The organism is Methylophilus sp. OH31 (genome assembly GCF_000576615.1).
GTDB lineage: Bacteria > Pseudomonadota > Gammaproteobacteria > Burkholderiales > Methylophilaceae > Methylophilus.
This window is the reverse complement of record NZ_BAUS01000002.1, coordinates 730422-751625: the sequence shown is the minus strand read 5'-3', so window position 1 is coordinate 751625 and position 21204 is coordinate 730422. Positions and strand designations below refer to the sequence as shown.

Genomic DNA, 21204 nt, shown 5'->3' with positions numbered 1-21204 from the left:
GTGTGTAACGCGTGAATCATTTGACTGAATATTATTGACTGGCACTCCATGAAGATCTGGCTAAGACACTTTATCAAGCACCGTGACACCGCCCTGCTCGGACTGGCCCTGCTATGCTTGCTGGGCGCCATCCTGCGGCCCAGTATCCCGTTCAAGCATAATATCTACGCTTACTTTTTGATCGCAGATATTTCGCAAAGCATGAATGCTGAAGACATGACACTCAACGGCAAAAAGGTCACGCGCATGGCCTATATGCAGAATATGATGCATGAAGTCGTCGCCTCCCTGCCCTGTGGCACCAAGGTCAGTATCGGCATGTTCGCCGGCAACTCGGTAGCAGCCATGTACTCACCGATTGAGGTATGCAGTAACTTTGCCGCCATTCAGGATACGATTGCACACCTGGACTGGCGTATGGCCTGGTCGGGCAATAGCCGCGTACGCGAGAGCCTGTTTGTGACGGCCAAAGTGGTGCGCGCCATGCCTGAGCCTGCACAAGTGCTGTATTTTACTGACGGTGAAGAAGCGCCCAAATTGCACGCGTTTAACACCAAAAACCTGGAAGAGTTTCAGGGCGGTGATGAGTGGTTGTTTGTCGGCATTGGCTCAGAAGAAGGCGTGGCCATCCCCAAACTCAGCCCTGAGAATCAGGTGATTGGTTACTGGTCTAACGAGAGCTTTGCCATGCAGCCCGGCATTGCCCAGATTTCAGAAAGCACCTTGGGTGTGCGCGATGACAATATTGCCTATGGGGATAACGACAGGTTCATTTCGAAATTGTCGACAGAATACCTGGAAAGCCTGACCAAAGAGATTGGGGCAAAATATATCAAAGGCGACAGCACATACAACGTGCTACAAGCCATGAAGGCGCAGAAACCTGCCCGTCACGATATTGCCCCGCTACCGCTCAGTTGGCTGTTTGCCATACTGGCAGGGCTATGTATATTGGGCACCTATGCCAGTCGCCACCCATGGCGTCAAATCAAACAGAACCTGCATCTATATCGTAACCAGATCCGCTCAAAATTCTCGGTACGCGCGGAATCTGTGGCGCACGACAATCACTTTCAATAAACACCTTCAATCAATAAGGCGCTTACTCGCGTATCCCCCACTTTAACCAGACACGCAAGGCCTGCAAAGCTTGCGTGTCTGCCTGATCAGGCAGGATTAACAAGCGTTTAGGCCTAAACCAGCGCGTCATCAGCGCTGAAGGTGTTTTAACCAAGGTAAGCTCGTCCTCTTGTGGCACTAAGGCCGTGAGATGTAAAACGATACAAGCCGGATGTACCACCGAGTCAGGCAACACGGCAAACGACCAGGTATGGCCGCGCTTATCAGTTAAAGTCATCTGCCCAAACACATCTACCCTTAATGACTGCACGCTCCATGGCCAACGCGTGGCGGGTAATTGTGTCCATTGCCAAACACATACCAATATATAGGCCAATACAGCCAGCGCAGCCCATAGCAATGGCAGGCTATAGACAAGGCTAAACACCACCAGCATTGAAAAAAGCCATCCCCACCCCCATAAAGATTTAGAGGGTCTGAGACGCAGACCGATTTCACTTGATAGAATAGCTTTTTTCATCGCAATCATACGGGCAGCCCATACAAGCTTGTCCTGCCCCGGAAGGAACCCCTTTTATGTCCAGCCCAGCAAACGCCTGGCAATCTTTTTTGACCTCACAAGGCGCACAATTCAATGCCCTGGGCGAAGCCGCATTCACAGACACCGGCGCCAGTGCACAATTGTTTGACCTTTCCAGCCATGGTCTGATTGCCATCAGTGGCGCAGACAGCCAGACCTTTTTGCAAGGACAAGTGACTAACGATATTAAACTGCTAGCCCAAGGCGCGCAATTCAATGGTTACTGCACGCCTAAAGGCCGTTTACTGGCACTGTTCTTCAGTTTCACGATAGATGACGTCATTTACCTGCAATGCCCGCGTGACTTGATCCCTGATTTGGTCAAACGCTTGCGCATGTACGTGCTGCGTAGCAAAGTACTGGTGGAAGACGCCAGTGAGCGACTCGTGTCTTTAGGACTGGCCAGTGACACACTGGCGGCAACCATTGAAGCGTTACCTGTCACGCCATACCAACAAGCGCAGACGCTTCACGGCACCCTGATACGTCTGGCCGATGCAGGCGCGCAACAACGTGCTTTATTAGTCGTTGCTAGCGAGCAGGCACAAACCAGTTGGCAATCACTGTCTGCCACCTTCACACCAGTCAGTACTGTGCAGTGGGAAGCCCTGGAAATCCAGGCAGGTATTCCACAAGTGTATGCAGCAACCAAAGAGCAATTTGTGCCGCAAATGGTGAATCTGGATGCGCTCAATGGCATCAACTTTAAAAAAGGCTGCTATACCGGCCAGGAAATCGTAGCGCGCACGCACTATCTGGGCAAGGTCAAACGTCGCACGCTACTGGCACAACTCACTGGCGGGCAAGTGCCACACGCTGGTGATGTATTACATGATGCCCAGCAGCAGGAAGCCGGGCAACTGGTACGCGTAGCACCAACGGCCAACAATGGCTGGTGGGTATTGGCCGAATGCCGACTGGAAGCCAAAGAAGCTGGTGCCATCAACTGGCAAGGCCAGACGCTAGACTTTAAAGCATTACCTTATGTCCTGCCGTAACAAGTTTCAGCAATAAAAAAGGCGCCCTAGGCGCCTTTTTTATTAGTCAGGTTTTACATCGGTATCTACTGGCTTCACATCCAGCGGTTTAGCCTCTAGCTGCTTTTCCGCCGTTGGCTTCGCTTCCAGTGGTGAGCTTGGTTTGTTCGTCACGGACTGCTTATTCTGGATCACCTGGAAAAATACTTCATCCTGTTTCACCAGCCCCAGCTCACTACGCGCACGCTCCTCAATCGCTGATTGACCTTGCTTCAGGTCGCGTACTTCTTCACGTAAAGTGTCGTTACGCTGCCGGTAATATTCATTACGCTTTTCATGTGCCTCAATCTGCTGCGAATACTGCCAGACACGCAACCAGCTGCCTTTGCCCAGCCACAATGGATATTGCAGCAGGGCAATCAGGACCACCAATACGACCGTCAGTTTACGCACATTGACCTATCAGTGACCTGACTTCACCCAGCTTACTTGAACAACTGGTAGAACGCAGACAAACCTGCGTAGCTAGTGGCGTCGCCCAACTCTTCTTCAATACGCAGCAACTGGTTGTACTTGGCCACGCGCTCTGAGCGGCACAGGGAGCCAGTTTTGATCTGCAACGCATTGGTCGCCACAGAGATATCAGCAATAGTGGTATCTTCAGTTTCACCGGAGCGGTGTGAAACCACTGCCGTGTAGTTGGCACGTTTAGCCATCTCGATAGTCTGGAAAGTCTCGGTCAAAGTACCAATCTGGTTCACTTTAATCAGCACAGAGTTGGCCACGCCTTTCTGGATGCCTTCACGCAAGATTTTCGGATTGGTGACGAACAGGTCATCACCCACCAATTGCGTGGTTTTACCCAGACGTTGTGTCAACAGATCCCAGCCATCCCAGTCAAACTCGTCCATACCATCTTCAATGGTGATGATAGGATATTTGCCTGCCAAGGTCGCCAGGTAGTCGCAGAATTGTGCAGAAGTTAGTGCAGCACCTTCTGACTCCAGATGATATTTACCATCTTTGTAAAACTCGGTACTGGCGCAATCCAGGCCCAAGTAGATGTCTTTACCTGGCTCGTAACCTGCTGCCTCGATTGATTCCATGATCAATTGCAAGGCAGATTCGTTGGATGGCAGGTTAGGCGCAAAACCACCTTCATCACCCACAGTCGTTGCCAGGCCTTTGGCATGCAAGGTTTTCTTCAAGGCATGGAATACCTCGGCACCTGCACGCAAGGCTTCACGGAACGTTGGCAAACCGGCTGGCACAATCATGAACTCCTGGATATCTACGGAGTTATCAGCGTGCGCACCACCGTTGATGATATTCATCATCGGTGTCGGCAATTGCATGAATGCAGAGCCACCCAGGTAGCGATACAAAGGCAAACCGCTTTCTTCAGCCGCTGCACGGGCGCAGGCCATAGACACGCCCAAAATAGCATTCGCGCCCAAGCGGTCTTTATTGTCAGTACCGTCCAGCTCGATCAGGGTCTTATCGATAAAGCTTTGCTCTTCAGCGTCCAGGCCGATAATCGCTTCGGTAATTTCTGTGTTGACGTTTTCAATCGCATTTAACACGCCCTTACCCAGGTAACGGCTCTTGTCGCCATCACGCAGCTCTACGGCTTCTTTGGCACCGGTAGAAGCGCCTGAAGGCACTGCAGCACGGCCAATCACACCACTTTCCAGCAATACATCGACTTCAACGGTCGGGTTACCGCGTGAATCCATAATTTCGCGGGCGATAATATCTACAATAGCGCTCATGATTTATCCTTATCTTAAGATGTCAAAAAATTATAGGGTTTGTTCTGCGAAACCGGCTTTTTTCACCAGTTTGTCGAGGTCGACCAGCAGATGCAGCAAATCTTCCATTTTGCCTAATGGCCAGGCATTCGGGCCGTCTGACAAGGCTTTGCTTGGGTCTGGATGCGTTTCCATAAACACACCGGCAATGCCGCTGGCAACCGCTGCACGCGCCAACACTGGCACGAACTCACGCTGACCGCCACTCTTGTCGCCCTGCCCACCAGGTTGCTGCACTGAGTGGGTAGCATCAAATACCACCGGGCAATGGGTTTCACGCATAATGGCCAGGCCACGCATATCAGAAACCAGCGTGTTATAGCCGAAAGAAGCCCCGCGCTCGCACACCATAATGTTGTCGATGCCACCGTTAGCCTCTTTGGCCTTATTGACCACTTGTTTCATATCGCCCGGGGCCAGGAATTGGCCTTTTTTGATATTGACCGGTTTGCCGGACTGGGCACAGGCCACAATAAAGTCGGTCTGGCGACACAGGAAAGCTGGTGTTTGCAATACATCAACCACCGCTGCCACATGTGGCACTTGCTCTTCAGTATGTACGTCGGTCAGGATAGGCACACCGATTTGCGCACGCACCTCGTCCAGAATTCTCAAACCTTCGTCCATGCCAAAACCACGGAAAGTTTTGGTCGAGCTACGGTTGGCTTTGTCATAAGAGGACTTATAAATAAACGGCACGCCAATACGCGCAGCCATTTCTTTTAACTGGCCAGCGGTATCAATCGCCATTTGTTTGGATTCGATGACACAAGGACCCGCGATCAAAAACAGCGGATGCTCCAGGCCAACGTCAAAACCACATAATTTCATCAGTATTCCTTACTTTTTGGACGCTTTTTGCGCCAATGCCGCTTGCACGTAAGCCTTAAACAACGGGTGGCCGCTACGAGGGTTAGAGGTGAATTCCGGGTGGAACTGGCAAGCCACAAACCATGGATGTTCTGTTTGCGGCAATTCAATCATTTCGCACAACTCTTCGCGTGGTGTACGCGCAGAAATCACCAAACCTGCAGCTTTCAACTGATCCACGTAATGGTTGTTGACTTCATAACGGTGGCGATGACGCTCATTCACTTCATTGCCATAAATGCTGGCTGCCAGCGTGTTTGGCACAATAGGACAGCTCTGTGCGCCCAAACGCATGGTGCCGCCGAGGTCAGAGTGCTCGTCACGCTTCTCGATCTTGCCGGAAGCGTCTTGCCATTCATCGATCAAGCCAATCAGTTTGTGCTCAGTTTTCGGGTTGAACTCGGTACTGTTAGCATCTTTCAAGCCAGCGACATTACGTGCATATTCAATCACCGCCAGTTGCATGCCCAGGCAAATGCCCAGGTAAGGCACTTTGCTTTCACGTGCATAGCGAATCGCAGCAATCTTGCCTTCGGTCCCGCGCACGCCAAAGCCACCAGGAATCAGAATCGCATCCATGCCATTCAAGCCATTGGTGCCATTCTTTTCAATATCTTCACTATCAATATAATGAATTTTGACTTTGGACTCGGTATGGATACCGGCATGGATCAGGGCTTCAGTCAGTGACTTATAAGACTCGGTCAGGTCAACATATTTACCAACAAAGGCAATATCGACGATCTCTTTTGGATTGGCCTGCGCGTGGGTAATTTTTTGCCAGGCAGACAAATCAGCCGCTTTGGCCAGAATATTCAGTTTATGGCAGACGATTTCGTCCATCATCTGCTCATGCAGCAAGCCTGGAATCTTATAAATAGAATCGCTATCGATAGCGCTAATCACAGCCTCAAAAGGCACGTTGGTGAACAAGGCAATCTTGCGCTTTTCATCTTCCGGGATTTCACGCTCGGCACGACACAACAGGATGTCTGGCTGGATACCAATCTCGCGCAACTCTTTGACTGAGTGCTGTGTCGGCTTGGTTTTTAATTCGCCTGCAGTCGGAATCCATGGCAACAGGGTCAGGTGCACATAACAGGCGTTATTTCGGCCTTCTTCAAAGCCCATCTGGCGGATGGCTTCCAAAAACGGTAAAGATTCAATATCGCCTACCGTGCCACCGACTTCAACAATCGCTACATCTGCGCCTTCGGCACCACGTTTGACGTGTGCCTTGATTTCATCGGTAATGTGCGGAATCACCTGCACGGTTTTGCCCAGATATTCACCGCGACGCTCTTTTTTAATCACAGTTTCGTAAATCTGGCCCGTCGTAAAGTTATTACGCTTGGACATCTTGCTACTGATAAAGCGCTCGTAATGGCCAAGGTCAAGGTCGGTTTCGGCGCCATCGTCGGTGACAAACACTTCACCATGCTGGAACGGTGACATGGTGCCGGGGTCGACGTTAATATAGGGGTCGAGTTTCAACATGGTGACTTTAATGCCACGGGACTCGAGAATCGCGCCAAGACTGGCGGCTGCGATACCTTTTCCAAGAGAAGAAACAACACCGCCGGTTACGAATACATATTTGGTCATGGATAAGGTACTTAGAGATTGTTACAGACGGGAGAACATTTTACCGTAAAGCCCCTTCGCCGACAATGAACACGAGGGATAAAATCTTGCGTGGACTCGCCAATCTGACATCACAAGCATACAATTCATCCATGCCCGACCCTCTACTCAACACGCCAGCACAATGGCAACACTTACTCCCCCAGCCGGATGCCCGTAGCCACAAATACAATCGCGGCTACGTCCTGATTCAAGGCGGTTATCCAATCACGGGTGCCGCCAGGCTATCCGCACTGGCTGCGGCACGCACAGGCGCAGGTATGACCACAATTGCCGTGCCCGACAGCGCCTTGCCTATATATGCCAGCCAATGCCTTAGCATTATGGTGAAACCCTACACCCAGCCAGATGAACTCTACGCGCTGATTGCAGACCAGCGCGTCAGCGCCTGCCTGATTGGCCCCGGTGCTGGCGTAAGCGAACAAACACTGGCAACAACCCTCAACATGCTGGCCAGTGGCAAACCGGTAGTGATAGATGCAGATGCTATTAGCGGCCTCAATGGCCAGGTTGATCTACTCAAAAATAACATCCAATCTACTTGCGTCCTGACTCCGCATGATGGTGAATTCGCGCGGCTATTTGGCCAACGGCCAGATGAATCACTACCCACCCGCCTCAAACAAGCACACGAAGCCGCCCGACTCAGCCAGGCCATCGTGCTCCTCAAAGGCGCCCACACGATCATTGCCAACCCGGATGGCAGACTAATCGTCAATGACAACGCCCCAGCCACCCTGGCCACCGCTGGCGCAGGGGATGTGCTGGCAGGCATGATCACGAGCCTATTGGCGCAAAGCATGCCCGCCTTTGAAGCCTGTGCCGCTGCCAGCTGGCTACATGGCGCAGCGGCCAACCTGTTTGGTGTAGGCTTAATTGCGGATGATCTGCCGGATCTGATTCCAGCCGCACTACGCAGTGCCATGGCCACGCCTGCAGCCAATTAGTTTTTAATTTTGCCAACAAAAAACCTCACCGCAGTGAGGTTTGTTAGATTGCCGTCACGCCGGGTGATTAAACCAGCTGGCGACGGCGCAGCACGGCACCCATCAAGCCCAGGCCCACCAGTATCAGGCCACTACTTTCAGGCTCGGGCACGGTAGTCACATGATATTTCATCGCAGATGCAAAATTTGCAGCAACTACCGTATCTATGTCGGTACCATCCCTAATAGTCGCCTGCCCGACCAGGCTGTTGTCCCGCCCCGCGTTTGTCGCAAAGCCAAAAGCACCGATCTGCCAGCGCTGAGGTGCTGCACGGGTATTGGTCAACTGTTGATTGACAGTATCAAAGTTAAAAATGAAGTCGACCCGTGACTGCAAATCAGACAGCACATAACCGAAAAGCGGCGTCGCAGGATCCGCTTTGGCAAACACATCATACTGAAAACTGAGTAACTCAGTCTTATCCACCATGGTACCGGCGGTAGTCGCATCGTAGCTAAAGTTACCTGCCAGGTTAAACAAGGTCGAACCAGTGTAGTTAAAGTTGACGGTCATCACTGCAGCCTGCGCACCGAGGCTGGCCAGGCTGAGGCTCAAGCTCAAGCCTAGAAAAAGCGTTTTGATTGTTTGATTGATAGCCACGTGAGCGTTCCTCTCATGCAAGTTTTTTATTTGAATTAATCGTTACCGTGATAACGATTTGCGAATTATAGTGGAAGATATTTAAAGGGCAATGACCCTAAAGCACTATCGCAAAAACCCTATCGCAGCGCACAAACGCAACGCATTTACCAGCAATTCTGAAGCACACTCACAGTAATAAAAAAGCGCCATCACATCAGATGCAATGGCGCTCTCTTTTACAGCTTAAATTTAGAATGGACGTGGTGTCGCAATGCCCAATGCTTCGTTCAAGCCCAGTGCCAGGTTAGTACCGGCAACGGCAATGATGTAACCAGCGCCAGTCAGGATAGTAGCGATACCGCCTACCAGACCCAAGGATGTTGGATACTCAGGAATAATGGAAAAACCACCAGAAACCACTTCAACTTCAGTCATTGTTAATTCACGCATAACTTCTTCCTTATTTAAATTGTTAATGAAAATAGTTGGGCCTTAAAACAAGTGAATCTCCTCCACTCAAAGCGGCACCAACCAATTTAGATTAACACAATTTAATTACATTAAAACAACTTTTATTAATAAAAATTAACATTTAAGTTTGCAAGTGAAAAATTCCATTCATTGAAAATGGATGGAGAGCAAATACAAAAAAGTTGAAAACGCACGCATCAGCACGAACGGACAAGTGCAGGGAAAAGTCCGTAGAGAATAAAATGAAAACGCACCATGAATGATGGTGCGAATAACAGGGACTGACCTGGGTTTAACGACTGCGTTGCTTGTTTTTTAACAGCTGATTCTGCTCACGCTTCCAGTCACGTTCTTTTTCAGTATCGCGCTTGTCGTGCTGTTTTTTACCCTTGGCCAGGCCAATCTGGATCTTGATGCGGCCACGTGTAAAGTGCATGTCCAGCGGCACAATGGTGTAACCGGCGCGCTCAACTTTACCAATCAGCTTGTCAATTTCTTCGCGGTGCAACAACAATTTACGTGTACGGATAGCATCAGGACGGATATGGGTGGAGGCAGCACCCAGCGGCGTCACATGGCAGCCAATCAGATATAATTCGCCGCGCATGACCACCACGTAAGCCTCTTTGAGGTTGGTACGGTTATCGCGTATAGCTTTGACTTCCCAGCCTTCAAGCACAAGGCCGGCTTCGTATTTTTCTTCGATAAAGTAATCAAAAAACGCTTTTTTGTTTTGCGCGATGCTCATAACGCTGGTGTGCAGACTTAAATCACTTAAAATAGCATTTTAACTCAAAACCCAATTCCGTTCTGGAACCATCGCTGAAATGGCTTAACTCAATGGCGCAAGTAGAAAAAACCGTTTTAGTCATGCACTCTTGTGCCGCCATGTTTCAATTGGTCGATGCGGTGGAGGATTATCCGCAATTTTTGCCCTGGTGTGGCGGCAGTGAACTCATAGAGCGCACAGAGCTGGTGACGCAAGCGACGATTCATATTCGCTACCATGGCATTCAGCAACACTTCACTACGCGCAACCACAAACAAGCGCCGCATCATATGGATATCACCCTGGTCGATGGCCCGTTCAAGCACCTCACCGGCCACTGGCACTTTATCGCCCTGCGGGAAGATGCCTGCAAAATTGAATTCAAACTGGAATATGTGTTTGCCAACAGCCTAGTCGAACGCATTATCGCGCCGGTGTTTAGCCACATTGCCAATACCTTTGTGGATAGCTTTGTCAAACAGGCCGACAAACTGCATTTGAAATAGCGCGAATGCCAAACACGCAAGCCGAGATGATGACTGTGGAAGTTGCCTACGCCCTACCGCAGGCGCAAACGATTATTGCATTGACGGTGAGCCCGGGCACGACTGCACTGGAAGCCGTTATCCAATCAGGCATTGCACAGCAATACCCTGATATTTCGCTGGATCACTTAGTGCTGGGGATTTTTGGCAAGAAGACAGAACACGGGACGATACTGAAAGCCATGGACCGGGTAGAAATTTACCGGCCATTGCTGGCCAACCCTAAAGAAGCGCGCAGACAACGCGCAGCTGCCAAAAATGGGAAGTAAAAACGCCAGCCTTGAATAAAAGCGAACGCTTTTGGTTACTCAACTGGACAATTTTCGTCAATTTCCTGCTGCGCCCTGGCCTGGCCTTCTCTGATTTGATCATCCGTCAGATACTCTTTCTGGCCATTTTCATTGACATTTTGCATGCGGCCGCCAACGGCATAGTTACGGTAGTTAGACCTTGCGGCAGCACAGTTCTGTGCCTTCAAGCGCTCTTGCATGGCTTTAAGCGCCTCAGCTTCGGCTGACTGCCCATTACCGGCAGCCTCACGGTTATCAAGTGATCTTTTGCTGTTGGACGCGCCTTCTTCGCGCTGATAAGCATCCGAGCGCGTCAGCGGAATATCATTAGGCACCGTGGCGGCCTTGATTTTTTGCGTACTATTGGCCCCTGCCTGTGGTGGCACATCAGAATAATTCATCACGCCTTTTTCATCGCGCCATTTATAGATTTCAGCGCTGGCCTGCCAGCTGCACAGCAGACATCCTGCCAAAATCAGTTTCAACATCATCTTCATCACTCACGCCCTGCTCTTAATTAAAAAACATCCATGCACAAACCATGCCAAACACTACCAGCATCCCGGCAAAAAATGCAAAACGCTTTGTCAAGGCAAAACGAAATCGGTATAATTATATTTTGGAGATAAGGAATTCACATGCGTTTGTTGCAACAAGCCCTGACCTTTGATGACGTTTTACTCGTTCCAGCCCATTCGAATGTCATGCCTCGCGAGGTCAACCTCAGTACCAAGCTGACCAAAAGCATCACTTTAAATATCCCGCTGTTATCTGCTGCGATGGATACAGTTACCGAAGCACGCATGGCAATTGCGCTGGCACAACTGGGCGGCATGGGCATCATTCACAAAAACATGACGATTGAGATGCAGGCTTCCCGTGTCTCCCGCGTAAAACGTTTCGAATCCGGGGTCGTCATTGACCCGGTGACCATCCACCCCGCCATGAGCGTGCGTGAAGTGATGGACATTACCAAACAACAAAAAATCTCCGGCCTGCCAGTCTTGCAAGATGGCAAAGTCGTCGGCATTGTCACCAACCGTGACCTGCGCTTTGAAACCAACCTGGACCAAGCCGTCAGCAATGTCATGACACCGCAAGACCGTTTGGTCACCGTACCAGAAGGTGCCAGCCGTGAAGAAATCATGGGCCTGCTGCACAAGCACCGCCTGGAGCGCCTGTTGGTCGTCGGCCAAAACTACGAACTCAAAGGCCTGATCACCGTCAAGGATATTCAAAAATCGCACGATCACCCATTAGCTTGTAAAGATGAAAAAGGCCGTTTGCGCGTCGCCGCAGCGGTGGGCGTGGGCGAAGGCACTGACGAGCGTATTGATGCGTTGGTTGAAGCTGGCGTAGACGCCATTGTCGTCGACACCGCACATGGACACTCGCAAGGCGTGCTGGACCGCGTGCAATGGGCGAAAACCAAATATCCAAAACTACAAGTCATTGGTGGCAACATTGCCACCGCTGAAGCCGCGCTGGCTTTGGTGGACCACGGTGCCGACTGCGTGAAAGTCGGTATTGGCCCAGGCTCTATCTGTACCACCCGTATCGTCGCTGGTGTCGGTGTGCCGCAAATTACGGCTATCAGCAACGTGGCCAAAGCGTTGGAAAAATCCGGCGTACCATTTATTGCTGACGGCGGCATTCGTTTCTCTGGTGATATTTCAAAAGCCATCGCAGCCGGCGCATACAGCGTCATGCTGGGTGGCATGTTTGCCGGGACCGAAGAAGCACCGGGCGAAGTCGAACTGTTCCAGGGCCGCTCGTACAAGTCTTACCGCGGCATGGGTTCTATCGGCGCCATGCAAAAAGGCTCTTCTGACCGTTACTTCCAGGACAACACGGCGAACGCTGACAAACTGGTACCAGAAGGCATTGAAGGTCGTGTACCTTACAAAGGTAGTGTATTCGCCGTCGTGCATCAGTTGATGGGCGGCTTGCGTGCCTCCATGGGCTATGTCGGTTGTGCCACCATTGAAGACATGCGCAATAAAGCTGAGTTTGTACAAATCACCAGCGCCGGCATGCGTGAATCGCATGTGCACGATGTACAAATTACTAAAGAAGCCCCTAACTATCGCGTAGATTAAGTCTCACTGACCATTATTAAACCAAGCCACAGAGGACACAGAGGACACAGAGATTTTTCTCTCAACCTTCTGTGTCCTCTGTGCACTCTGTGGCTAAAAAAATGTCTCACTCAAAAATCCTTATTTTAGATTTCGGTTCACAAGTCACCCAACTGATCGCCCGTCGCGTGCGTGAAGCGCATGTATATTGTGAAATCCACCCTTGTGATGTGTCTGGAGAATTCGTCAAAAGCTTTGGTGCCGATGGCATTATCCTCAGCGGCAGCCACGCCAGCGTCTATGAAGAAGAAACCGACAAGGCACCGCAGGCTGTATTTGAACTGGGCGTACCAGTGATGGGCATTTGCTACGGCATGCAAACCATGGCGCAACAACTGGGTGGCAAGGTAGAAGCAGGCACCAAGCGTGAGTTTGGCTATGCGCAGGTGCGCGCACGCGGCCACTCTGCCCTGTTCCGAGACATCCAGGATGCCACCAACGCAGAAGGCCATGGCCTGATTGACGTCTGGATGAGTCACGGTGACAAAGTCACCGAGCTGCCAGCAGGCTTTAAAGTCATCGCCAGCAACGACACGACGCCGATTGCTGCCATGGCCGATGAAGACCGCCGTTTCTACGCCGTGCAATTCCACCCTGAAGTCACACACACCAAACAAGGCCAGGCCATGCTGGAGCGCTTTGTACTGGATATCTGTGCGGCGAAGCCAGACTGGATCATGGGTGACTACATCAGCGAAGCAGTGGCAAAAATCAAGGCCCAGGTTGGTGACGAAGAAGTCATTTTAGGCTTGTCCGGCGGCGTTGACTCCTCCGTCGCAGCCGCCTTGATTCATCGCGCGATTGGCGACCAGTTGACCTGCGTGTTTGTAGACCACGGCCTGTTACGCCTGAATGAAGGCGATATGGTGATGGAAATGTTCGCTGGCCGCCTGCATGCCAATGTGATCCGCGTGGACGCTACTGAGCAATTTATGGGCAAACTGGCTGGCGTCAGTGACCCGGAAGCCAAACGTAAAATCATCGGTGCCGAGTTTGTGGAAGTATTTAAAGCTGAAGCGGCCAAGCTGAAAGCCAGCGGCGCTGGCCACAAAGGCGCGACTTTCCTGGCGCAAGGCACGATTTACCCGGATGTGATTGAATCCGGTGGCGCCAAATCGAAAAAAGCGGTGACCATCAAGAGCCACCACAACGTCGGCGGCTTGCCTGAACAATTAGGCCTGAAACTGCTGGAGCCATTGCGCGACCTGTTCAAGGACGAAGTACGCGAGCTCGGCGTTGCACTCGGCTTACCGCGCGACATGGTCTATCGCCACCCGTTCCCAGGCCCAGGCCTGGGTGTACGTATTTTAGGTGAAGTGAAAAGCGAATTTGCCTTATTGCTGCAACGCGCAGATGCTATCTTTATTGAAGAGCTACGCAACACCGTAGACGCTGCCACAGGTAAAACCTGGTACGACCTCACCAGCCAGGCATTTACCGTGTTCTTGCCGGTGAAGTCAGTCGGCGTGATGGGCGATGGCCGCACCTATGACTATGTGGTCGCGTTGCGCGCCGTCGTCACCAGCGACTTTATGACCGCGCACTGGGCAGAGTTGCCGTATAGCTTACTGGGCAAAGTCTCCAACCGCATCATTAACGAAGTGCGCGGCATTAACCGCGTGGTGTACGACATTTCCGGCAAACCGCCTGCCACCATCGAGTGGGAATAACCTTCATTCACTAACCAATCTCAGACCGATTAGAGCACAATACGATGAGCACACAATCCATTATCCTCACTGGCGACCGCCCGACTGGCCCGTTACACCTGGGGCATTTTGTTGGTAGCTTGCGCAACCGCGTCAAATATCAGCATGAATACAAGCAATATGTGATGCTGGCCGACGCACAGGCGCTGACCGACAATATGGATGATATTGATAAAGTGCACCGCAATGTGGTGGAAGTGGCGCTGGATTACCTGGCTGTTGGCATTGATCCTAAACTGTCGACCATTTTTATCCAGTCACAAGTGCCTGAACTGACTGAACTGGCGTTTTATTACCTCAACTTAGTCACAGTGGCGCGTCTGGAGCGCAACCCGACTGTGAAAGAGGAAATTCGCCTGCGTGATTTTGAACGTGATATTCCGGCGGGTTTCCTCACCTACCCTGTCAGCCAGGCCGCTGATATCACGGCGTTTAAAGCCACGCTGGTGCCAGTGGGTGAAGACCAGATTCCGATGATTGAGCAAACCAACGAAATCGTGCGCCGCTTTAACCGTACCTATAAGAATGCCAGCACCAAACAAGAGATTCTGGTTGAAACCAAAGCGCTGGTGCCAGAGCTTGGCCGCCTGCCAGGCATTGATGGCAAGGCCAAAATGAGCAAATCACTGGGTAACGTGATTAACTTGGGTGCGACGGCTGACGAAGTGACTAAGGCAGTGAAGCGCGTTTACACCGATCCGCTGCACTTGAAAATTGAAGACCCGGGCCATGTTGAAGGCAATATCGCTTTCACCTACCTGGATGCGTTTGATACTGACAAAGCCGCCGTCGCTGAGCTCAAAGCACACTATACACGTGGCGGCCTGGCAGACAGCATCGTTAAAAAACGCCTCGAAGCCGTGTTGCAGGAAATGCTGGAACCGATTCGCAGCCGTCGCGCCGAACTGGCAAATGACAAGGGCTACATTTTGCAATTGCTGCGTGAAGGCACCGAACAGGCACGCGAAGTCGCGGCAAACACCATGAGTGAAGTGCGGGCTGCGCTGGGGCTGACGTACTTCTAAGCGTTGTAACTTTCAGGTGATACAACACACAGCATGAGTCGCGGTTTTGTTAAAGAAGATGATCTGGAGCTGGCCGGGACTGACTTACCGGAACGCCCACTGAGCCCGCATGCGAACTATGTGACGCCAGAGGGTTTGCAACAATTACAGCAAACCGTCAAAACGCTGGAAACTGCTCGCAGCCAGTACGTTGCGCGCAAAGAAGACCCAAGCGCGCAGCAAAAGCTGGCTGAAATTGACCGCGACCTGCGTTACTTTGTCGCCAGGCTGGACTCTGCACAATTGGTGGATCCGGCACAGCAGCCGCAGCACACCGTATTATTTGGTGCCAAAGTGCAGGTAGAAGACGAAACCGGTGAACAATCCGTTTTCCAGATCGTCGGTGAAGATGAAGCAGATATTGCGCAGCAAAAAGTCAGCTATGTGTCACCAGTGGCGAAAGCCCTGCTCGGCCGCAAAGCCGGCGACAGCACGGTCTGGCAGCGCCCGGCTGGCCCTTTGCAGCTGGATATTTTAACTATTGAGTATTGATTAACACACAACATGAACGTATCACAAGCCATACAGGAACGCCGCTCGATCAAAGCTTACGACCCTGCCCATCGCATGACAGAAGCAGAAATCCAGCAATTGTTCTCGCTGGCCATGCTGTCGCCGACCGCTTTCAATATTCAGCACTGGCGGTTTGTGGCGGTGACTGACCCGGTATTACGTCATCAAATCCGCGCCGTGAGCTGGAACCAGGCACAAGTGACCGATGCCTCATTGCTGGTTGTCCTGACGGCAGACCTCAAAGCCTGGGCAAAAGACCCGGCGCGCTATTGGGTGAATGCACCGCAACCAGTAAGCGACTATCTGGTGAAGGCGATTCATGACTATTACACTGATCACACGCAGGCTGAGCGTGATGAAGGCATGCGCTCGGGTGGCATGGCCGCCATGACGCTGATGCTGGCCGCCAAGGAAATGGGCTATGACACCTGCCCGATGGATGGTTTCGACTTTGACGCCGTGGCCAAGCTGATCAACCTGCCTGCCGACCATGTGCCAGTGATGTTTGTGGTAGTGGGCAAAGCGCTGGAAGAAGCCAAACCACGCGGTGGTCAGCTACCTATGGATGAAGTTGTCATCTACAACACATTTTAACTAGCAGGCATGTTGCGACCTGTTCGCCATGCATTTTTAAAGCATTTATTTATCCGTACTCAGTTGCGGCAAAACTTTTGAAGGTTGTTCATGTTAATTGCTAACAATATCACCATGCAGTTTGGCTCCAAGCCGCTGTTTGAAAATGTCTCTGTCAAATTTGGCGACGGTAACCGTTATGGCCTGATTGGCGCCAACGGCTGCGGTAAATCCACCTTTATGAAAATTTTGGCTGGTGTACTCGAGCCTACCAGCGGCAACGTCAGTCTGGACCCTAACGAACGCATGGCGTTCTTGAAACAGGACCAGTTTGCCTACGAAGACCAGCGCGTGCTGGACGTAGTGATGATGGGCCACGAACAAATGTGGAAGGCCATGCAGGAGCGTGACGCCATTTATGCCAACCTCGAAGCCACGGAAGACGACTATATGCGCGCGGCTGAGCTCGAAGGCGTATTTGCCGAGTATGACGGCTACACCGCCGAAGCGCGTGCGGGCGAATTGCTATTAGGCGTAGGCATTCCACTGGAGCAACATACCGGCCCGATGAGCGCAGTCGCACCTGGCTGGAAGCTGCGTGTATTGCTGGTACAAGCGCTGTTTGCCAACCCGGACGTATTACTGCTGGATGAACCCACCAACAACCTGGATATCAACACCATCCGCTGGCTGGAAGACGTGGTCAACAATCGTGACTGCACCATGGTCATCATTTCGCATGACCGCCACTTCTTAAACCAGGTATGTACGCATACTTGTGATATGGACTACGGCAAGATTACCTCTTACCCTGGCAACTACGATGATTACATGGAAGCCAGCATTGCTGCGCGTAACCAGCAAGCCAAAGACAACGCCAAAGCCAAACAGCAAATTGCCGATTTGCAGGACTTTGTGCGCCGCTTCTCTGCCAACGCCTCTAAGGCCAAGCAGGCCACCAGCCGTGCCAAGCAGATTGATAAAATCAAGGTGGAAGAATTCAAGCCTTCCAGCCGCCAATATCCGTTTATCCGCTTTGAATTTGACGATAGGGAAAAACTGCACCGCAATGCCGTGGAACTCAAAAAACTCAGCCATGGCTTTGATAAGACCTTATTCAACGATATAGAACTGATGTTTGAAGCCGGTGAAAAAGTCGCCATCATTGGTGAAAACGGTATCGGTAAAACCACGTTCCTGCGCTGTTTGGCCGGTGATCTTGCGCCTAAACATGGCGAAGTCAAATGGGCAGAAAAAGCCAAGCTTGGCTATTTTGCGCAAGACCATGAATACGAGTTCGAAAAAGGCGAAGATCTATTTGAATGGATGACCGCACAACGTCAGCAAGGCGATGACGACAATACCGTACGTAGCATGCTCGGCCGTTTGCTGTTCCCGACCGAGGCGACCAGAAAGTCAGTCAAAGTGCTCTCTGGTGGTGAAAAAGGCCGTATGCTCTACGGCAAACTGATGCTGGCAAAAACCAATGTGTTACTCATGGATGAGCCAACCAACCACATGGACATGGAATCGATTGAAGCGCTGAACACTGCGCTGGATAAATACAAAGGCACCCTATTCTTTGTCAGCCATGACCGTGAATTCGTCAGCTCGATTGCCACCCGTATTATCGAAATCAAAGCCAATGGCATTGTCGACTTTACTGGCAACTATGAGGATTACCTCGCCAGCCAGGGCATCGAATAAGCAGATACACTCTGTTACATAGCCAGTTTCATCAGACAAACACCCGATACATTCGGGTGTTTTAATGTCAACATTGCAATTTCGCAATAATGATTAAAGGATACATCATGAAACTGAAAAAACTGGCATTCGCAGGTCTTCTGGTTTTGGTGTGCGGCACCGCCTTTGCCGAACCCGGCCATGGTTGCGACAAAGGTAAATTTGACAAAACCAACTGGCAGGAACACCGCCTGGAGCATTTTGAAAAGCACCAGGAAAAATTGCATACCATTTTGCAACTGACCAGTGTCCAGGAAAACGCCTGGAAAAACTATCAGGCGCAAATCAAGCCACAAGACAAAGCTGAGCATCCAGATGTGGCTGAGTTAAGCAAACTCAATACGCTGCAACGTCTGGATAAAATGGAAGCCTGGGACAAAGAGCGTGATACGCGTCAGGCTGAACGTGCTAAAGCAGTGCGTACTTTTTATGCGCAATTGAACGATGCCCAGAAGAAAGCATTTGATGAAAATGCCTTTCCTCAACATGAAGGACCACATCACGGTGGTCCACGTCATGAAAAATAAAACCATCCTGATTTAATGTGCAAAACCGGCCACAATGGCCGGTTTTTGTGCTCCAATATTCAATCTTGTAAGCCCGAGACTTTGTTTATGACTGACGGCCATCCCGACACACATGTACTGGTAGTAGATGACGATGATGCGATTCGTGATTTGCTGTGTGATTTTCTGCAAGACAATCAACTGATCACCCATCAGGCAGCCAATCACGCACAAATGTGGCAAGCGCTAGAGCGGCAACTACCAGACGTGATTATCCTCGATATCAATATGCCGCAACGCAGCGGGATCGAGCTGTGTCGTGAGTTGCGTGAATCGCCCAAATACCGCTTGCTACCTATTATTATGCTCACCGCGCGCACCAGTTCGCTGGATACGATTATGGGCCTGGAAACCGGTGCTGACGATTATGTGGCAAAACCGTTTGAGCCGCTGGAGCTGTTATCGCGTATCCGCAGTGTCATCCGCCGTTCGCGCATGCATGCAGAAAACCCTGGCAAGGCGCATCACGAAGAACCTGCTGACAGCGGTATTTTGCGCTTTATTGGCTTTAATGAATGGACGCTGGATATCCAGAACCGGACCTTGATCGACCAAAGCAACACCAGCATTCCACTGTCCAATGCCGAATTCAAGTTCTTGCGTTTTATGCTGCTGCACGCCAACCGCACCTTGAGTCGCGATCAGTTGATGGAGGAAATGCATGGCCGAGAAGCAGGTCCATTTGACAGGTCAATAGACTTACAAATCAGTAGATTAAGACAGAAACTTGAAGTGGATACTAAGAGTCCATCCATGATCAAAACGCTACGTAATGAAGGCTATCTGCTCACCGCAGACGTCCGTTATCTTAAATAAAAGAGTACCTGACTATAAAGAGCACTAGAGTGATGATAAAGAAATTGCTGGGCACCATGTCGGTCCGTATCTTCCTGATTACCGTCATTGGTATTCTGCTCACCGCGACGGTAGTGAGCATGCTGGGGCAACGCGACTCACGCGAAAATGAAACGCGCCTGCGCGACCAGTTCGCATTTGACCGCATTGAAAGCATGATCCGCATCCTCGAAGCGACCGTGCCCGAAAAACGCTCCGAGATTCAGGACGTGTTTAAACGTATGGGCAGCCATGTCACATTGGGCGTAGAACCACCGCAAAATGCGCCGCTGTTGCCTGCAGAATTAGCCAACCTCAACAACTTGCTGGTGCCTGAAGTGGCAGACTTTATCAGCCTGTCCAAGGCCAGCCATTGCGCGCCGCGCCGCCCTCCGCCACCACCGCCCGGCTTTGGTGCACCACCGCCGCATCCTCATGGTCAATGCCTGGCGGTGTACACGCACCTTGAAGACAATACATCTGTGTTGATCGAACTGCATTACGGCGGTCATCGCCCACCGGCCGGGCCACCACATGAACGCAACCCGCTCACCATTGTGCTGGCATTCTTTGGCTTGATTAGCATTATCTGGGCCGTCGCCTCCGTTGCCACCCAGCCATTGCGCAAGCTGGCAAATGCCGCCTTACAACTGGCACACAATATCGAGCACGCACCTTTGCCTGAAAACGAAGGCTCCACCGAGGTGCGTCATGCTGCCAAAGCCTTTAACGAAATGCAGCGCAGCATCCTCAAGCATATTCAGGAGCGTGGCTTTATTCTGGGTGCGATTGCGCACGACCTGCAAACCCCCCTCACGCGTTTGCGTTTACGCCTGGAAAAAGTCAAAGACCAGGAGTTGAAACAAGGCTTGATCAAAGACCTCACCGCCACCCAGGCCATGGTGCGCGAAGGCCTGGACTTTGCCCGCCTGTGCGGTGAAAACATCCATAAAAGCAAAGTCGACCTGACCGCGCTGGCAACCGCCGTATGCGATGACTTTGAAGATGCTGGCCATGCCATCGCCAGCAGCCTGCCCACACAGTCCATTACCACCCTCGGCTCGGCACATTTGTTAACACGTTGCCTGACCAACTTGCTGAATAACGCAATTGCCTATGCGCAAACTCCTGCGCTGTCACTGCACGCAGAAGACAAACAGGTCATTTTCGTGATCTCTGACGACGGCCCCGGCATCCCGCCCCAAGAACTGAGCAATGTACTGGAACCATTCCGCAGATTGGAAGATTCACGCTCACGGCAAACAGGCGGCACCGGCCTCGGCCTCGCCATCGCCCGCATGATTGTTGAAAAACATGGTGGCAAACTATCCATTAGCAACAAACCATTACCCGCTTCTGGCCTGGTGATCCAGATCGCATTACCACTGCAATAATCTACCAATCATGGCTATGAGATTTTTATTGAACAGCACGCGCGCCACAGTGTAGACTAAT

General features: G+C 51.3%; 23 protein-coding genes. 14 read left to right on the top strand and 9 right to left on the bottom strand.

Going from position 1 to position 21204, the window contains the following annotated elements:
• Positions 1–48 precede the first annotated feature (48 nt).
• Positions 49–1080: a VWA domain-containing protein gene (locus OH31_RS05400; RefSeq protein WP_024929927.1), complete on the top strand. Its 1032-nt coding sequence runs from the start codon at positions 49–51 to the stop codon at positions 1078–1080.
• A 22-nt stretch (positions 1081–1102) separates the two neighbouring features.
• Here the strand turns inward: OH31_RS05400 and OH31_RS05395 are convergent, their stop codons facing one another.
• A complete protein-coding gene (locus OH31_RS05395) occupies positions 1103–1516 on the bottom strand; it encodes a hypothetical protein (protein ID WP_024929926.1) in 414 nt (137 codons plus the stop codon).
• A 140-nt stretch (positions 1517–1656) separates the two neighbouring features.
• Between OH31_RS05395 and OH31_RS05390 the strand changes: the two genes are divergently transcribed.
• Positions 1657–2658 (top strand): folate-binding protein YgfZ, encoded by a 1002-nt coding sequence (locus OH31_RS05390; protein ID WP_024929925.1) that lies wholly within the window; start codon positions 1657–1659, stop codon positions 2656–2658.
• A gap of 42 nt (positions 2659–2700) precedes the next feature.
• Here OH31_RS05390 and ftsB read toward each other — a convergent pair whose 3' ends face one another.
• The 4 genes from ftsB to OH31_RS05370 are packed head-to-tail and all read right to left on the bottom strand — an operon-like array spanning position 2701 to position 6923.
• Positions 2701–3090 carry a cell division protein FtsB gene (gene ftsB, locus OH31_RS05385; RefSeq protein WP_024929924.1) on the bottom strand — a complete coding sequence of 130 codons (390 nt, stop codon included), beginning with the start codon at positions 3088–3090 and terminating at the stop codon, positions 2701–2703.
• A gap of 32 nt (positions 3091–3122) precedes the next feature.
• Positions 3123–4409: a phosphopyruvate hydratase gene (gene eno, locus OH31_RS05380; protein WP_024929923.1), complete on the bottom strand. Its 1287-nt coding sequence runs from the start codon at positions 4407–4409 to the stop codon at positions 3123–3125.
• Between the two features lie 30 nt (positions 4410–4439).
• On the bottom strand, positions 4440–5279 hold the full coding sequence (kdsA, locus tag OH31_RS05375; protein ID WP_024929922.1) for a 3-deoxy-8-phosphooctulonate synthase: 840 nt from the start codon (positions 5277–5279) through the stop codon (positions 4440–4442).
• 9 nt (positions 5280–5288) lie between these two features.
• Positions 5289–6923: a CTP synthase gene (locus OH31_RS05370; protein WP_024929921.1), complete on the bottom strand. Its 1635-nt coding sequence runs from the start codon at positions 6921–6923 to the stop codon at positions 5289–5291.
• Between the two features lie 131 nt (positions 6924–7054).
• Here OH31_RS05370 and OH31_RS05365 point away from each other — a divergent pair, with 131 nt between their 5' ends.
• On the top strand, positions 7055–7909 hold the full coding sequence (locus OH31_RS05365) for an NAD(P)H-hydrate dehydratase (RefSeq protein ID WP_024929920.1): 855 nt from the start codon (positions 7055–7057) through the stop codon (positions 7907–7909).
• A gap of 67 nt (positions 7910–7976) precedes the next feature.
• Here the strand turns inward: OH31_RS05365 and OH31_RS05360 are convergent, their stop codons facing one another.
• From OH31_RS05360 to smpB, 3 genes are all read right to left on the bottom strand, one after another.
• Positions 7977–8549 (bottom strand): PEP-CTERM sorting domain-containing protein, encoded by a 573-nt coding sequence (locus OH31_RS05360; protein ID WP_024929919.1) that lies wholly within the window; start codon positions 8547–8549, stop codon positions 7977–7979.
• 231 nt (positions 8550–8780) lie between these two features.
• Positions 8781–8981 carry a hypothetical protein gene (locus tag OH31_RS05355; RefSeq protein WP_019882038.1) on the bottom strand — a complete coding sequence of 67 codons (201 nt, stop codon included), beginning with the start codon at positions 8979–8981 and terminating at the stop codon, positions 8781–8783.
• Between the two features lie 313 nt (positions 8982–9294).
• The gene (gene smpB / locus OH31_RS05350; protein WP_019882037.1) at positions 9295–9750 is read right to left on the bottom strand and encodes an SsrA-binding protein SmpB; all 456 of its coding nucleotides are present in this window, start codon (positions 9748–9750) and stop codon (positions 9295–9297) included.
• Between the two features lie 92 nt (positions 9751–9842).
• Here smpB and OH31_RS05345 point away from each other — a divergent pair, with 92 nt between their 5' ends.
• Both OH31_RS05345 and OH31_RS05340 read left to right on the top strand, forming a co-directional pair.
• A complete protein-coding gene (locus OH31_RS05345; RefSeq protein WP_019882036.1) occupies positions 9843–10277 on the top strand; it encodes a type II toxin-antitoxin system RatA family toxin in 435 nt (144 codons plus the stop codon).
• Positions 10278–10282: 5 nt separating this feature from the next.
• Positions 10283–10585 (top strand): RnfH family protein, encoded by a 303-nt coding sequence (locus tag OH31_RS05340; protein WP_024929918.1) that lies wholly within the window; start codon positions 10283–10285, stop codon positions 10583–10585.
• A 35-nt stretch (positions 10586–10620) separates the two neighbouring features.
• Here the strand turns inward: OH31_RS05340 and OH31_RS05335 are convergent, their stop codons facing one another.
• On the bottom strand, positions 10621–11103 hold the full coding sequence (locus tag OH31_RS05335; protein WP_024929917.1) for a DUF4124 domain-containing protein: 483 nt from the start codon (positions 11101–11103) through the stop codon (positions 10621–10623).
• Between the two features lie 141 nt (positions 11104–11244).
• Between OH31_RS05335 and guaB the strand changes: the two genes are divergently transcribed.
• The 9 genes from guaB (at position 11245) to OH31_RS05290 (ending at position 21143) form a co-directional block, all read left to right on the top strand.
• Positions 11245–12705, top strand: coding sequence for an IMP dehydrogenase (gene guaB, locus OH31_RS05330; RefSeq protein ID WP_019882033.1), 1461 nt, complete (start codon positions 11245–11247; stop codon positions 12703–12705).
• A gap of 101 nt (positions 12706–12806) precedes the next feature.
• The gene (gene guaA, locus OH31_RS05325; RefSeq protein WP_024929916.1) at positions 12807–14414 is read left to right on the top strand and encodes a glutamine-hydrolyzing GMP synthase; all 1608 of its coding nucleotides are present in this window, start codon (positions 12807–12809) and stop codon (positions 14412–14414) included.
• 44 nt (positions 14415–14458) lie between these two features.
• Positions 14459–15478, top strand: coding sequence for a tryptophan--tRNA ligase (gene trpS, locus OH31_RS05320; RefSeq protein WP_024929915.1), 1020 nt, complete (start codon positions 14459–14461; stop codon positions 15476–15478).
• Between the two features lie 33 nt (positions 15479–15511).
• Positions 15512–16009 carry a GreA/GreB family elongation factor gene (locus tag OH31_RS05315; RefSeq protein ID WP_024929914.1) on the top strand — a complete coding sequence of 166 codons (498 nt, stop codon included), beginning with the start codon at positions 15512–15514 and terminating at the stop codon, positions 16007–16009.
• 12 nt (positions 16010–16021) lie between these two features.
• On the top strand, positions 16022–16624 hold the full coding sequence (locus tag OH31_RS05310; protein ID WP_024929913.1) for a nitroreductase family protein: 603 nt from the start codon (positions 16022–16024) through the stop codon (positions 16622–16624).
• Positions 16625–16714: 90 nt separating this feature from the next.
• Positions 16715–18310 (top strand): ABC-F family ATPase, encoded by a 1596-nt coding sequence (locus tag OH31_RS05305; protein ID WP_019882028.1) that lies wholly within the window; start codon positions 16715–16717, stop codon positions 18308–18310.
• A 107-nt stretch (positions 18311–18417) separates the two neighbouring features.
• Positions 18418–18876, top strand: a complete 459-nt coding sequence (locus tag OH31_RS05300) for a Spy/CpxP family protein refolding chaperone (RefSeq protein WP_019882027.1) — start codon at positions 18418–18420, stop codon at positions 18874–18876.
• Between the two features lie 87 nt (positions 18877–18963).
• Positions 18964–19731 carry a response regulator gene (locus OH31_RS05295; RefSeq protein ID WP_024929912.1) on the top strand — a complete coding sequence of 256 codons (768 nt, stop codon included), beginning with the start codon at positions 18964–18966 and terminating at the stop codon, positions 19729–19731.
• A gap of 32 nt (positions 19732–19763) precedes the next feature.
• Entirely contained in the window at positions 19764–21143 is a 1380-nt protein-coding gene (locus tag OH31_RS05290) for an ATP-binding protein (protein ID WP_024929911.1), read from the top strand.
• Positions 21144–21204 lie beyond the last annotated feature (61 nt).

Coding starts and splice junctions, on each gene's coding strand:
- OH31_RS05370 (WP_024929921.1), bottom strand. CDS start 6,923: ATGACCAAATATGTATTCGTAACCGGCGGTGTTGTTTCTTCTCTTGGA.
- OH31_RS05395 (WP_024929926.1), bottom strand. CDS start 1,516: ATGCTGGTGGTGTTTAGCCTTGTCTATAGCCTGCCATTGCTATGGGCT.
- OH31_RS05345 (WP_019882036.1), top strand. CDS start 9,843: ATGGCGCAAGTAGAAAAAACCGTTTTAGTCATGCACTCTTGTGCCGCC.
- trpS (WP_024929915.1), top strand. CDS start 14,459: ATGAGCACACAATCCATTATCCTCACTGGCGACCGCCCGACTGGCCCG.
- guaB (WP_019882033.1), top strand. CDS start 11,245: ATGCGTTTGTTGCAACAAGCCCTGACCTTTGATGACGTTTTACTCGTT.
- OH31_RS05335 (WP_024929917.1), bottom strand. CDS start 11,103: ATGAAGATGATGTTGAAACTGATTTTGGCAGGATGTCTGCTGTGCAGC.
- OH31_RS05295 (WP_024929912.1), top strand. CDS start 18,964: ATGACTGACGGCCATCCCGACACACATGTACTGGTAGTAGATGACGAT.
- eno (WP_024929923.1), bottom strand. CDS start 4,409: ATGAGCGCTATTGTAGATATTATCGCCCGCGAAATTATGGATTCACGC.
- OH31_RS05365 (WP_024929920.1), top strand. CDS start 7,055: ATGCCCGACCCTCTACTCAACACGCCAGCACAATGGCAACACTTACTC.
- OH31_RS05315 (WP_024929914.1), top strand. CDS start 15,512: ATGAGTCGCGGTTTTGTTAAAGAAGATGATCTGGAGCTGGCCGGGACT.
- OH31_RS05300 (WP_019882027.1), top strand. CDS start 18,418: ATGAAACTGAAAAAACTGGCATTCGCAGGTCTTCTGGTTTTGGTGTGC.
- smpB (WP_019882037.1), bottom strand. CDS start 9,750: ATGAGCATCGCGCAAAACAAAAAAGCGTTTTTTGATTACTTTATCGAA.
- OH31_RS05400 (WP_024929927.1), top strand. CDS start 49: ATGAAGATCTGGCTAAGACACTTTATCAAGCACCGTGACACCGCCCTG.
- OH31_RS05290 (WP_024929911.1), top strand. CDS start 19,764: ATGATAAAGAAATTGCTGGGCACCATGTCGGTCCGTATCTTCCTGATT.
- OH31_RS05390 (WP_024929925.1), top strand. CDS start 1,657: ATGTCCAGCCCAGCAAACGCCTGGCAATCTTTTTTGACCTCACAAGGC.
- OH31_RS05340 (WP_024929918.1), top strand. CDS start 10,283: ATGCCAAACACGCAAGCCGAGATGATGACTGTGGAAGTTGCCTACGCC.
- OH31_RS05355 (WP_019882038.1), bottom strand. CDS start 8,981: ATGCGTGAATTAACAATGACTGAAGTTGAAGTGGTTTCTGGTGGTTTT.
- OH31_RS05305 (WP_019882028.1), top strand. CDS start 16,715: ATGTTAATTGCTAACAATATCACCATGCAGTTTGGCTCCAAGCCGCTG.
- OH31_RS05310 (WP_024929913.1), top strand. CDS start 16,022: ATGAACGTATCACAAGCCATACAGGAACGCCGCTCGATCAAAGCTTAC.
- guaA (WP_024929916.1), top strand. CDS start 12,807: ATGTCTCACTCAAAAATCCTTATTTTAGATTTCGGTTCACAAGTCACC.
- kdsA (WP_024929922.1), bottom strand. CDS start 5,279: ATGAAATTATGTGGTTTTGACGTTGGCCTGGAGCATCCGCTGTTTTTG.